The 11,714-nt window shown below is 62.9% G+C and carries 9 protein-coding genes and 1 tRNA gene; 2 read left to right on the top strand and 8 right to left on the bottom strand.

The window, feature by feature from the left end; translation table 11 throughout:
* Positions 1 to 41: 41 nt before the first annotated feature.
* From ACIBQ6_RS34405 to ACIBQ6_RS34395, 3 genes are all read right to left on the bottom strand, one after another.
* Positions 42 to 1,202, bottom strand: coding sequence for a DUF2075 domain-containing protein (locus ACIBQ6_RS34405; protein WP_397216991.1), 1,161 nt, complete (start codon positions 1,200 to 1,202; stop codon positions 42 to 44).
* 36 nt (positions 1,203 to 1,238) lie between these two features.
* Positions 1,239 to 1,910, bottom strand: coding sequence for a hypothetical protein (locus tag ACIBQ6_RS34400; protein ID WP_397216989.1), 672 nt, complete (start codon positions 1,908 to 1,910; stop codon positions 1,239 to 1,241).
* A 202-nt stretch (positions 1,911 to 2,112) separates the two neighbouring features.
* Positions 2,113 to 3,987 (bottom strand): DUF2075 domain-containing protein, encoded by a 1,875-nt coding sequence (locus ACIBQ6_RS34395; RefSeq protein ID WP_397216987.1) that lies wholly within the window; start codon positions 3,985 to 3,987, stop codon positions 2,113 to 2,115.
* A 413-nt stretch (positions 3,988 to 4,400) separates the two neighbouring features.
* Here ACIBQ6_RS34395 and ACIBQ6_RS34390 point away from each other — a divergent pair, with 413 nt between their 5' ends.
* Positions 4,401 to 5,456, top strand: a complete 1,056-nt coding sequence (locus ACIBQ6_RS34390) for a hypothetical protein (RefSeq protein ID WP_397216985.1) — start codon at positions 4,401 to 4,403, stop codon at positions 5,454 to 5,456.
* Between the two features lie 275 nt (positions 5,457 to 5,731).
* Here ACIBQ6_RS34390 and ACIBQ6_RS34385 read toward each other — a convergent pair whose 3' ends face one another.
* From ACIBQ6_RS34385 to ACIBQ6_RS34370, 4 genes are all read right to left on the bottom strand, one after another.
* Positions 5,732 to 6,031 carry a hypothetical protein gene (locus tag ACIBQ6_RS34385; protein ID WP_397216983.1) on the bottom strand — a complete coding sequence of 100 codons (300 nt, stop codon included), beginning with the start codon at positions 6,029 to 6,031 and terminating at the stop codon, positions 5,732 to 5,734.
* 3 nt (positions 6,032 to 6,034) lie between these two features.
* Complete coding sequence (locus tag ACIBQ6_RS34380) at positions 6,035 to 6,445, bottom strand: hypothetical protein (protein ID WP_397216981.1); 411 nt, start codon at positions 6,443 to 6,445, stop codon at positions 6,035 to 6,037.
* Between the two features lie 164 nt (positions 6,446 to 6,609).
* Entirely contained in the window at positions 6,610 to 8,550 is a 1,941-nt protein-coding gene (locus tag ACIBQ6_RS34375) for a hypothetical protein (protein WP_397216979.1), read from the bottom strand.
* 477 nt (positions 8,551 to 9,027) lie between these two features.
* A complete protein-coding gene (locus ACIBQ6_RS34370; RefSeq protein WP_397216977.1) occupies positions 9,028 to 9,327 on the bottom strand; it encodes a hypothetical protein in 300 nt (99 codons plus the stop codon).
* Between the two features lie 126 nt (positions 9,328 to 9,453).
* Here ACIBQ6_RS34370 and ACIBQ6_RS34365 point away from each other — a divergent pair, with 126 nt between their 5' ends.
* Positions 9,454 to 10,467: an HNH endonuclease gene (locus ACIBQ6_RS34365; protein WP_397216976.1), complete on the top strand. Its 1,014-nt coding sequence runs from the start codon at positions 9,454 to 9,456 to the stop codon at positions 10,465 to 10,467.
* 304 nt (positions 10,468 to 10,771) lie between these two features.
* On the opposite strand, the gene ACIBQ6_RS34360 is transcribed toward ACIBQ6_RS34365, so the two are convergent.
* Positions 10,772 to 10,844 (bottom strand) — tRNA-Arg (locus ACIBQ6_RS34360).
* Positions 10,845 to 11,714: the final 870 nt, after the last annotated feature.

The raw sequence follows: 11,714 nt of genomic DNA, 5'->3' as shown, positions 1-11,714 counted from the left end.
AACTGCCATGGCTCGACTCTTGCCAATAAGCTCGAGGCGCCTTAAGTCCTTGCAGTGCGCATCAAGCCGGCGAGGTGATTCCGCAGCTCGGGATCGACCGCGTAGATCACCGTTCCTCGCATACCTCTTGTAAGTAGGACTTTGTACACGTTACGCACAAGCTGGTCGAAATCGCTATCGGGAACGGATTTACGGCTCCTGAATGCAGGGTCCTTGTTCTCCTCGCGCACAGTAGCCAGCTGCCCATCGCGGACTGTGAGGTCCGGTCCCAGGATGACGCCGTTCCAGTCGTACTCGAAGCCCTGGGCGGTATAGACGCAGCCCACCTGCCCGAACCCGTTCGGCTCGCTGGCCCACAGCGCGCTCGGTGGGTAGTCGCCGACAGCCCGGTCGTTCTTGACGTTCCACGGCCGTGCCCAGTCGCCGATGACGACGTCGTTCACGAGCGTGTTATCGGGGCGCGGGTCGCTCCATCGCCAGCAATAGCCCGCGGTCATGCGCGCGGTTCCGGTCTTGGTGCTCAGGTAGGCCTCAAGCTCTTGCGGTGACTCAGCGAGTTGTACCTCGAAGTCCTGATCTCCGTTCCACTCCAGCGGCCCTCCGTCGGCCAGGCCCAGCAGCCGGAGCACCCACTGCTCGTACTTCCGGCTGCCCCCGCATCGAAACTGCTCATCAAGCGATACGAGCCGTACGTCGTGCCCCTTGGCACGGGCATAGCTCTCGATGCTGTGCACTGTGCCGAGTTCGCCGGGCCGTACCACCTGATGCTGGTCAAGGAGGAAGACCGGGACCCGGGCCGCGGACAGCAGCTCGTCGAGCTGACTGCGTCCCGTCCGCTTCGGGGCGGGGGTGAAGCGGTTGGTGGACGTCTCACGGATGCGATGGGCTTCATCGCAGATCAGTACGTCCATACCGTTCTGCTCGGCGTCGGTGAAGCTGTTGAAGTACTTGAACAGGTTCTTGATCCGGGAATTGCCGCGGCCGGGGTAGCGGCGCATGGACTGGGTGAAGGACTGCGAGCCGGTGGCGTGCAGGGCCGAGCGGCCTTGCCTGTACAGCTCGCCGAGCAACGACAGGGCGATGACACTCTTCCCGCTGCCTGGGCCACCTGTGACGATGACGACCTGCTTGGAGTCCGCCCGTCGTGCCTTCTCGACAGCCCCCATGACGAGCTCGTACGCGACCTGCTGCTTGTCCAGCAACGTGAACTGCTCGCGTTCGCGAATCTCTTGGGAAGCTTAGGTCATGAGCTGCTTGCTAGGAGCGACTGCGCTTCGTAGGAGTCGGTCAGCGGCGTCGGCACCTGGCTTGTCGGACAGCCGCTCGCTCAGGTACCGGAGGAACTCGCCGCGCCGTTGCTTGGTGAACAGTCGGCTGCGCTGGTCCTGGACCTGCTCTGACAGGCCGTCGACGTCCAGGTCCATGGCGTTGTGCAGGTACGCGGCTCCATACACGACATTCGGCTTGCCGTTGAGCACGCCGAGGAAGTCGCACATGTACTCGCAGTACCGGCGTACCTGCTCGGCCGGGTGCAGCGTCTCGCCGCCCGGCATGCCTTCCACGATGACTAGATGCTCGCCCGACTCGGATGGCTCGGCACGGCTCCACTGCTTGAGCTCGACGACGACATAGGAGTCTTCGCCGGTACGTGGATGCACGCCGGCGAGGACCACGTCCACACGCCGGCTGGTCAGGGGGAGCTTGTACTCCACGAGCATCTCGACCCTGTGCAGCCCGGCGTCGGCAAGGTCCCGAGCGAGGACCGGCAAGCTGCGCTGCCAGGACCTGAACTCGGAGGAGGAAGGGCGGCGTCCCGTGGTCGCCCGCACGTGTTCAGCGATCGCTTCCGCCAGAACGGCCTCGTTCGGAGAGGTGAGCAGGTTGTCGACAGACAGCCGCAGAGCCGTCACGGATTGTCCCCCAGGCAGCACGAATGAACTCGTGCGGGTGGGGGCCTATCCGCTCCGACCGGAGTCGTACAACCGCGAAAGCCCGTCGGGCCGCAGCACATGGTCGCGAAAAGGGTAGCGGGGGCGGACCTGGCTGCGGAACCGTACGACAAGGAATCGCCAGAGGCATTCTCTTCGCCAGTGAGGCCGAGGCCGACGTACATCATTCGTCGAGGACCGGAACGCCGAGATCGATCAGCACCTGATTGGTGGCCGGGTCGGTCGCGTACAGAACGGCACCGCGCATGCCACGGGTGGCCAGAACCCGGTAGGTGTTGCGGATCACCATGCTGAAGTTGGGGGCTTGATTCTGGTCGCGGTCCACGTTGTGGTGGCGATCGCTCTGCCAGCCGTTCCGCCACACCAGGTCGGGGCCGATGATGACGCCGGCGTACGCGTATTCGAAGCCTTGGGCGCTGTAGATGCAGCCGATCTGGCCGAAGCCGGCCGGGTCGGTGGCCCATAGCGGAGACGGTGGGATGTTCCCCAGGTAGTCGGTGGCTTGCGAGTTCCATGAGCGGTGCCAGTCACCGATGCGCACATCGTTCGGGAGGGTGCCGTCGGCGTTCGGTTGACTCCACGGCCAACAGAAGCCTGCAGCGATCCGAGCAGTGTGCCCTTCCGCTACCCGGGCCTTGAGGTAGTTCTCCATCGCCAGGGGAGTGCGGGCGACATACAGCGTGAAGTTCTCCAGCGGCTGCCAGTCCGGTCGTTCGCCGGTGCGGCGGAGCATGAGCAGCCGTTCCACCCAGTCGACGTACTCGGGAGATCCGGCGCACCGGAACTGGTGGCGTAGGGCGATCTCGCGGATCCCGTAGCCGAGTTGTTCGGCCCTGTCGCGGATGAGGTCAAGAGAGCCGACCTCGCCCCGGCGTACCACCTGGTGCTCGTCCAGCAGGAACACGGGAACGCGCGCAGCGTGGATCAGTTCGTCGATCTGCAGTGGCGGCTCCCGTAGGTCGCTCTTGCGCCTTCGATCGTGCGACGTCTTCCGGAGCCGGTGCGCCTCGTCGGCGATGATCACGTCGAGGTCATTGGGAGTGGCGTCAGAGAAACTGTTGAAGTATGTGAAGAGTCCTCGCTGTTTGCCAGGCAGGCCGGAGTATTTCCACAGGGTGCGCGTGAACGATCGGCTGCCGGTCGCATGGACGGCATTGACCTTCTGACGGGCCAGCGTGCCGAGTAACTCAACTGCGATCACGCTCTTGCCGGTCCCGGGGCCACCGAGGATGGCCACGATCTCCTTGCGCGCACCCTGCTTGCTCGTGCTCACCAGGTGGCGGACGGAGTCATAGGCTTCACGCTGCTCGTCCAGCAGGGGGAAGACCGTGCGTTCTCGCACGCACTCTGCCACACGCGTCATCAGGCCTTGGCTGGGCTTGACCGGTGCTTCCAGCAACATCTCGGCCTGCTGCGCGGCGTTCTCGCCGGATAGTCGTCGCCGGAGCACATCCTTGAATTCCTCACGGTGAGCCTCCGCGCCGTACATCGCCACCCATTGCTGTACCAGCTTCTCCAAGCCCTGATCTTTCGGCCTTACGGCTTCGACCATGTGGGCGGGGGCGTTGTGCAGGTTGACGACGCCGCATAATTTCACGTCGCCCGTCATGGGCACGTAACCGCGTAACACTTGCAGATAGCCCCATAACTGGTTGGCCGGATGCAGTTGAGGTATTCCGTCACGACTGAGCCGCACCATCTCGCCGTCCGGCTCCAACCAGGACCACTGCTTGTTCTCCACGACCACGACCGACCCTTGAGCCGTCCCGGGGAAGGTGCCGACGAGAACCATGTCCATGCGTACGTCGGTGATGGGTGCCTTGAGCTCCAGCAGCACCTGTACCTCTGCGAGACCGATCTCAGTGAGCAGTCGGACGACGGTGGGGATGCTGTTGCTCCAGGAGCGAACTTCCCGCTCGTCCGGGTCCTGCCAATAGGCGTGTCGGAAGCGCTTTCTGAGGTCGTCGATGAAGCCGTCGCGAGCGATCGCTGACGCCAGTTCGCTGGCACTGCCCTGGTAGAGGCACTGCAACCCCATAGAAGCACTCCTTAGAGACGACGCCGTCGATGGTGGCGACACGGACAGGAACGAGGTGCGTGCCAGCGGTGTGGCAGCCGTGCTGCCGGCAGGTACCTCGGGGTCCGAGTTCCTAGATCACGGTCCTCAGTGCGCCGGCGCGCGACTCCCACCCTTCAGGCGAATCACCTTTGGGTGACTTGTTGGCTTAATGCCCGTTTAGGGGTCTTTCGCTGGTTTGGTTGCTTCGGTCCGCCTGGTCATGTCCGGAGTGCGCCTACCATCCCCCATGGCGCACTTCTAGCGCAATTGTCGGTCCTATGCGCAAAGATCGAGCCAAATGGCCATCGCTACCCATCTCGTGGGCGTTGCGGTGTCCTGCGTAGTACTCGCGACTTCCGGCTCGACTCTCCATGGACAGGAGCAAGCTCCGCATGACTCATGTCGTCATTCAGCCCTCGTATGGCAACAAGCAGGCACAGCAGCACTGGCGCGACACGCTCGATCAGGAGGTCGATTTCCGCGCGGACGCTCGCAGGAGGACTCTCACCAGGGAGCAGTTGGCAGCTCTGGAGAGCATGCATCCAAGTGGGAAGGCCCGCTTCTGGGGAGCGACGGGCAACCACGACAACCGGATGGACACCTTAGCCACAGGCGACATCGTCTTGTTCACCGGAGAGAAGATCGTTCGGGGGATCGGTGAGGTTGGCTCCAGCTTCCGGAACAGCGCCTTCGCTGACACCATGTGGGATCCTCACCCCGACCGGGGTTCGTGGCGGAACGTCTACAGCCTGCTCAGCTTCCAGCCCACTGAGATCCCTTACTCCGAGATTTGGGATCTCCCCGGCTTCAACCCAGGCGACAACTTCATGGGTATGCGCTTCCTTGATGAGGTGAAGGGGGCAGCCATCATCGATGGTCTTGGCATCGAGACCTTGACCTCCCTCACCCAAGCAGCCCGCCAAGAGCTCCAGGTCACGGCAAGCCTCACCACTTCCGGCACTCTGGTCATTGACCCGGAAGCCGTCAACGTGGCACACGTCAGCTACACCCGCTCAGGCGGGACCACGCTGGTCCACCGTGCCGAAGCTCTGCTGGTCCAGCGCTACCGGGCGACGTTGAACGGCGCGGAAGTCAGGCGTATCAGTACCCCTGCCGGCATCACCGATCTTTATGTCGTTGCCGGCGATGACGTTGAGATCATCGAAGCCAAGCGATCTGCTGGTCACACCTTCGTCCGCCAAGCTCTGGGGCAGCTCCTCGACTACGCGCCACACAGCCCGCGTCACGTGACTCGGCTCACGGCGCTGTTCCCAAGCCGTCCGGCCGACGCCGACATCCTGCTGCTGCACAGATACGGAATCGACTGCATCTACCAAGGCGACGGTAATGCGTTCATTCGTCTGTCAGCTCCAGTGTCTCGGCGTGACCACATGATGGTGACCTGGACGAGTGAGTGCCCAGCAGATGCCGGATGGTCGGCTACCTAAGCTGACAGGCGTCTGGACGAGGTAGGTGCGTGACGAGGCATCGCAGGAAGTCCTTGCCGAAGTTTAGAGAAGCGGCGGATGGTGCTGGAAGCGGACCGTCGCGTCGTTGAGAGCGCATGAGCTCGATGTCAACGCCAGCACCTTGGGCAGTTGGGTGAACAGCATCGGTCGTAAAGCAGTAGAAAGAGCCGCAGCCGGTCTGCGGGCCGGACCGGAAAGGGTCCGAAAACTGGAGAGGAACGAGTGAAGGCTTGAGTCACATGTAGAGCGCGCTGTCACAGATCGTATTGGCGCCTCAGCCGTAAGGCATCCTTTTCCGTCACCATGTCCGCGGTGCGCGTGATCTGTAAACGAAGATCATTCAGGATGGTTTCGCCGGCGTGCATGACACGGCCACTGTGCCGCTCAAGTTCGCCGTCGAATGCCTTGGCCACCGGGCCGGTCCAGATGCGGCCGGAGCGAAAATCCGTAGCGCGATTGGAGAGCGCTTGCTGCATGTCGTGGATCAGCGGCTCGATCGAGCGCAGGGTTTCCTGTAAGGCTGGAAGCAAGGGATTAGGGACCATCTCCGACATGGCTCAATCCTTCGTGACAGGAGGAGGGGTGCCGGTGCCCAAGATAAGTTTGGGGGCGATCAGCCTCATCAACGCCACCACGTCCGCCTCGTTGTCGCGGCCTTTGACACCACGGACGAGTTCGATGCCCAGTCGCACCTTGCCACGTACCAGCACCGAACCCACCCGGGTCTCTATATTGGCGTCCTTCACGTAGTAGCCAAACCCTTCGGGAACTATCGAAGGCAGGGGCTTCGAACCATCCCGGAGTTGTTCGTCGATCTGTCCGCGAGAGCCGGCGGTGTCGAGCATGATGCGGAGGAGCGCGTGCCTGTCGCCACTGCTCTCGAAGATGGAGCAGGCGCCGATGGCAGGTCGATCCTTGACCGCGAGGTTCAGGGAACCGGTTACCAGCGGGTCACGAACGCCGGTCATCTGCTCCACAGTGGCCTTGGGAACGTAGTCGCAGATGAAGGGAGGTGTGTACGCCGTCGAGAGTGGAGATCCGTCGACCGGCTTGGAAGGGTTGCCAGCACAGGCGCTCATCCCGATCGCTGCGCCAACGGCTACAATCGTTCGAAAAATTAAGCGCCTCATCATCACCCGTATCTCGATATTCCGGTATTGAAGCCTTCGTCCAGGCGGCTCTGGACTCCTAGGTCCAGCCATGGATTGTTCTGTGTCTGCCGATAGAGCCAGGTCTGATAGGCGTTCAGCCGTTTCCCGGTGCCTTCACTCATCTCAGCAGGTGTCATCAGCTGGCCGTTCTTGTCGAGGAAGTTGTTCGGGGCCTTGAGTGGGTCATCTCCAGGGCGGAGGTCGCTGAGCGAGGCCCACGGATGCGTTTTGGCGGGTGGGTTGGACGAGCCGAACAGATCATGGTTGAGCATGGCCTGGGCGCCGAGCTGATGGAGGAGGGCTCGGGTCTGCTCCACAGTGGTGTTCGCCTCGAACACGGCGGCCTTTTCCGCCGTGCCCTTCACGCTGTCCTCGATCATGCCAGTCCACGCGCCGAGGATCCCTGCCCCAATCGGCCAAGCGGCTTTTTGAGGGAAGGCGAGTCCGGTGTTGACGATCGCCAGGAACGCCTGCACGTTGCGCTGCTGCGTCTCGTCCATATCCTTCGCCAGATCGATTTTGGCGATGTTACCCGCGTCCATGATGAGGCCGAAGCCCGCGCCGGCTTCCTGGGCTGCGTTGCTAAGACTCCCGGTGCCGTGCTCTGCCGCCAGTACGCCGACACTGTGATCAAAGAGCCTGGATGCCCAGGCTGTTTGCGCTGCGGTGACCAGCGCGAGGGCCTTGTTATCGGCTTTGAACGCTTCCTCCATCACGGTCCGCAACTTTTCCTTGTCGAACTGGGCGCCCCACTCCTCCCGGCCGGGCAGGTTGGGATTGTCCTCCATGAACACGCCCGGCTTCTCGATGCCAGGCATCGCTACCACTCGGGCGACGTCGGTGATGTACGCCCCCAGGATGCGCCCCATGGAAAGGGGGGCCACCAGTGATTGTGCTGGTTGGCCGGCCTTGATACGCCCGTATTCGAAATCTATGAGATATGAGGCCAGTTTGGCCGACACATACCCCGACGAAGGGCGGCCCTCCGAACCGCTGTGGTCCCGGAAGATGATCGTGGCCGCTTCCAGCGCCGCGCCAACCGCCTTGCCGCCATCGCCCAGGTCGTGAACGGTCGTGTAGTACTTGAGAGTGTCGCCGCTGTTGAAGAAATCCTGTGCAGCCTGGGGATTCTGGCGTAGTGCCTCCATCACGTCCGCCATCGGGTGTGGGCGTCGTGCGCCGGAATTGACGGCAGATCGTTCAGCAGCATCCAGCTTTCTTGCCACTTCGACCAGGAACCGGCTGTTGTAGGCTCCATGGGTCAAGACGCGGGCGAGTCCGCGGTGTGGGCCCAACTTGAGGTTCGCGGTCAGCCGCTGTCGCCAGTCCGAGCTGAGTTGCGCGCTAGCTGCTCCCAACGCTGTACCGAGAGCGACCAAGAGCCGCTGTGCATCCTTGTCCGCCTCATCGAGTACAGCTGTAGCGGCAACTTCGTTGAACTTCTCCGGTCCCAACACGTTCAGGAGTTTGAGTGCGAACTGCGGATCCTTCGCACGTTTCTCCAGTTGGGCGAGAGCCTGCTCGTTCCCTTCGGAACTCTTCGCGGCCTCTCGAAGGAAGATCGCCGCTGCGTATGCATCAGGGTCATGGGAGACCTTCTTGTGTAACTCCTCGTCCAACCCGATCAGGCCACTCCCCGACGACAGATTCCAAGTGTCATTCATCGCCTTGATCGTGTCGTTGCGTTGCCGCAACTCGAGCTTCTTGCCGCGGATCCAGATCTCCGCCTCTCGCATCGCGCTCAGACCCGAGACATCCAACTCCAGCTTCTCCAGGGCCCGCCGCACGGCAGGCTCGCTGTGCCGCAGTAGATCACCAACCCGGGAGAACAGAACCTCGAACCGGTCCATCACGTCCGGGTCAATCCCGGAGTACTGGCCATCAAACGGCTTGGGCTGCAGCGGAAGGGGTGGCTCGGTCATCACCGGCCTCCGGCATCTTCAGGGGACATGCGCAGGCTATCTCGCATTCGGATCCGTTCGGCGGCTTCCTGCCTGACGGATATGGGAAGGCATTCGCCGATATGTACGCGTGTCGTCCTCTCACCGGTTCAATCGCTAGGTGGGCATTGTTCCGGGCTGTCGGACTGCGTGCTGGACCATGGGTATCTGCAGCTCAGTGGCGAAACGCAGCCATCTGCATGTTGGCCCGTCCTCATACCGCTGCCTCTGTGTGGCGATCGCTTCGCGCGGCATGGCGACCGAGCCATTGGAGTAGAACCGGCATCACGCCTTCTATCTCTACCTCAGGCCTTCGCGCCTCCGCACGCGCTCGTGATCGCAGCCTCCCCATCGTCACTTGACGCTGAGCACGCCTTGGATGCGCTCGCTCAAGCCTCTCTGTCCGCGAAACGCGTTCGGTCAGTTTGAGGTCGCCCTGGGAGGGGCGTCAGCAGGGCCTCATGCCAGGTAGAGACGGTCACGGAATCCGCCACGTTCCTCGCGTTTGGCGGCCGCAACCTTCTCTATTGCAGTCCAATCGTGTCCATGGACTGCTGCTAGTGCACGCAGCACTTCGTAGACGTCGGCGATCTCCTCCGCGACCTTGGCGGAGGGTGCTTCCTTGAGCTCGGTGGCCTCTTCGAACAGTTTCACCAGCAGAGCCTTGCGGTAGCCGGCCTCGTCGAGAGAGGTAATAACCGGTTCCCCGCCGTTCTGGCGAATAATTTCCGGAATATTGTCCCGTACGAGCTTGCCCATGCTCCATGCCTCCACTTGCCTAGAGCTCACTTGAAGCTCCTGAGCCTAGCGAGGCTGAGTGACACCCCCTGTGATCGCGAACTACCCTGAATCGGTCGAGATCACGATCAAGGCTGGCGTGTACGGATGACTGTGGACTTCTTTCGCGAAGAGCCGACGGCGCGCTCCTCGTGGCGGTTGGCGGTGCTCATGGGCGCCAACGTTCGAACCTACAAGTTCGCCCTAGGTGACGCGTTGCTCGGTGCCGCTGCCGAGGGGCGGACAGACATCCTCCTCAAGGACTTGGCCAAGCCGTACGCCTTGAGCCTGGTGGAGCATCTGGCCCAAGCGCCGCAGGCGTCAGCGAGGGTTGTTGCCGGCGGGTCGGATTTCCTGACCGTGGCGCAGGGGGAGGCTGCCGAGAGCGTACGGCTCGGCTCTCCGACCGAGAGGCTGCTTGCCGCCGCTATGAAGTCGATGCCCGCCATGGTGATGCAGAAGTTCCACAACCTGCGTGGTGATGGTGGTGCCGAGGTGCCTCACCGCTTTTACGAAGTGACCGGCACTGCTCGGGAACGGGTGGTCAAGCTGACCGACCATCTCCGCGCGCTCGCGCTGTCCGAGCAGAAGGCAAGTCTGCAGGTGGAACTGGAGGCGCGGTGGAGCATCGTCGAAACATCCTTCGCTGCCGGGATCGGCCGAAGCCTCGTCGAGGAGGGGATTGCGGTTGACCTAGAGGCCCTGGAAATCACTGACAGGCAGCGGCGACGCTCGGTCGCGGGAGTTACCGAGGCCGTCATTGGATTCCAGCATGGTCGGTGCATTATTTGTGCTGAACTACTCATCCCTGGCGTCGATGAGGTCGCTGTGGACCACGTGTTCCCGTACTCATTCAAACGGCTTCTGCCTGGCGCAGACGTCGACTTGGACGCGATCTGGAACCTCGCCCCAGCCCACAAGGACTGCAACGGGCGGAAGAGCAACCGCCCACCCACTGATGGACAGCTCAGTCGTCTGGCCCGAAGGAATGAAGCAATCATGCAATCACCTCATCCGCTGAGGCGGACCCTCCAGCTGATCTTGAAGCGTCACGGTTTCGCGGATGGACGCGTTGGGGAGTGGTGGAGCTTCATCCAGGGGGTGCGCCTTCAGATGGGGTAGACCTCGTGACAGGTCGAGGGCGCCTCTGACGGCACCTGGTGACGCGACCGCGGTGATGTTGAGGCGATCGGTATGGCCGCGCGGAGTCTAGTCCATAGCCCTGGCAGCGGTGAGGATTACGGAAGAGGGGGCGTTCGGTGCCTGACCTCGGCATATGGCATCAAGATCATCCCGTATATCTCCCGTGATCAAGGTCCTACGGCTGCATACGGGTGCTCTCGGTGACCTATCGCGGGTCTGGAAAGCAAAAGACCTGCGGCTGAGAAACCGCAGGTCAGAAGGCAAAACACCTGGTCGAGATGAGTGCCCCCGGCAGGATTCGAACCTGCGGCACCCGCTTTAGGAGAGCGGTGCTCTATCCCCTGAGCTACGGAGGCGGACTCTCGTAAGCCTAGCGAAAGTTGGGCAGTGCGTGGGCCGCCGGGCCGGGGTCAGTTTGGTGAGGTTGGTTATGGGTGCTCTGAGCTGCGGTAAAGGCATGGCAAGCGGTCGGATTCCGGTGCTTCGTGCGTGGCTAGCTTCTGCGTGTGACCAGGAGGCGATCCACGCAAGCTCGTAGGCGGCCCGTTGTGTTGTTCGGGGCGTTGCTGGCGCCGGCGATTCTTGCCGGCGGACTGTTGGCGGGGGAGATGCGGGGGTTCGAGGGGGTTGGTGCGCCGGTGGGGATGGAGGAGCGGAGGGCGGTGCGGTTGGCGTTCGAGCCCGTGTGGATGCCCGCGCCTGCGCATCCTGATCGGCGGTACGAAGGGGTGATTCCGGCGCCTGTGCGGAAGGTCGCCGAGGTGTCTGAGGCGTTGGAGGTGCGATCCTCGGTGCCCGCGCCTGCGCCGGAGCCGGATCCTGTGGTTGAGGAGGAGCCGTACGCGCCTGAGGCTTCGCGGTCCTCGCCTGGGTGTGCGGGGGAGTGGGAGGACACCTGGCTGTGGGACATGTGCCGGGAGCGGGAACAGGAGGCAGCCCAGAATGCCCGCTATGGCTGGTTGTCGGGTTTGTGAAGTTGACGAGGGGCGTTGGCTGAGGAGGGTGTGGTCGCGGGGTCCGGCGGCGCCCCAGGCCGCCGGCGGCCGGCGGCCGGCTAGGCCAGTGAACGTTCTCCCCGTGTTGCTGTTTCTCGGGGCGGTTAGGCGCGGGAGTGGCTTGGGGGTTGGTGTGGTTGCGGTTGGGGTTTCCCGATCAGAGGGCACTGCGCTGCTGGGGCAGGGGGCGTCGGCTCGGCGGGCACGCTGGAGGCCGTTGCGCATGGCCTG

The sequence above is a fragment of the Nonomuraea sp. NPDC049655 genome (genome assembly GCF_044465465.1).
Lineage (GTDB): Bacteria > Actinomycetota > Actinomycetes > Streptosporangiales > Streptosporangiaceae > Nonomuraea.
Note: the sequence above shows the minus strand (reverse complement) of the source record. Positions and strands in the feature narration are given on the sequence as shown.

Coding starts and splice junctions, on each gene's coding strand:
- ACIBQ6_RS34395 (WP_397216987.1), bottom strand. CDS start 3,987: ATGGGGTTGCAGTGCCTCTACCAGGGCAGTGCCAGCGAACTGGCGTCA.
- ACIBQ6_RS34365 (WP_397216976.1), top strand. CDS start 9,454: ATGACTGTGGACTTCTTTCGCGAAGAGCCGACGGCGCGCTCCTCGTGG.
- ACIBQ6_RS34390 (WP_397216985.1), top strand. CDS start 4,401: ATGACTCATGTCGTCATTCAGCCCTCGTATGGCAACAAGCAGGCACAG.
- ACIBQ6_RS34385 (WP_397216983.1), bottom strand. CDS start 6,031: ATGTCGGAGATGGTCCCTAATCCCTTGCTTCCAGCCTTACAGGAAACC.
- ACIBQ6_RS34375 (WP_397216979.1), bottom strand. CDS start 8,550: ATGACCGAGCCACCCCTTCCGCTGCAGCCCAAGCCGTTTGATGGCCAG.
- ACIBQ6_RS34370 (WP_397216977.1), bottom strand. CDS start 9,327: ATGGGCAAGCTCGTACGGGACAATATTCCGGAAATTATTCGCCAGAAC.
- ACIBQ6_RS34380 (WP_397216981.1), bottom strand. CDS start 6,445: ATGACCGGCGTTCGTGACCCGCTGGTAACCGGTTCCCTGAACCTCGCG.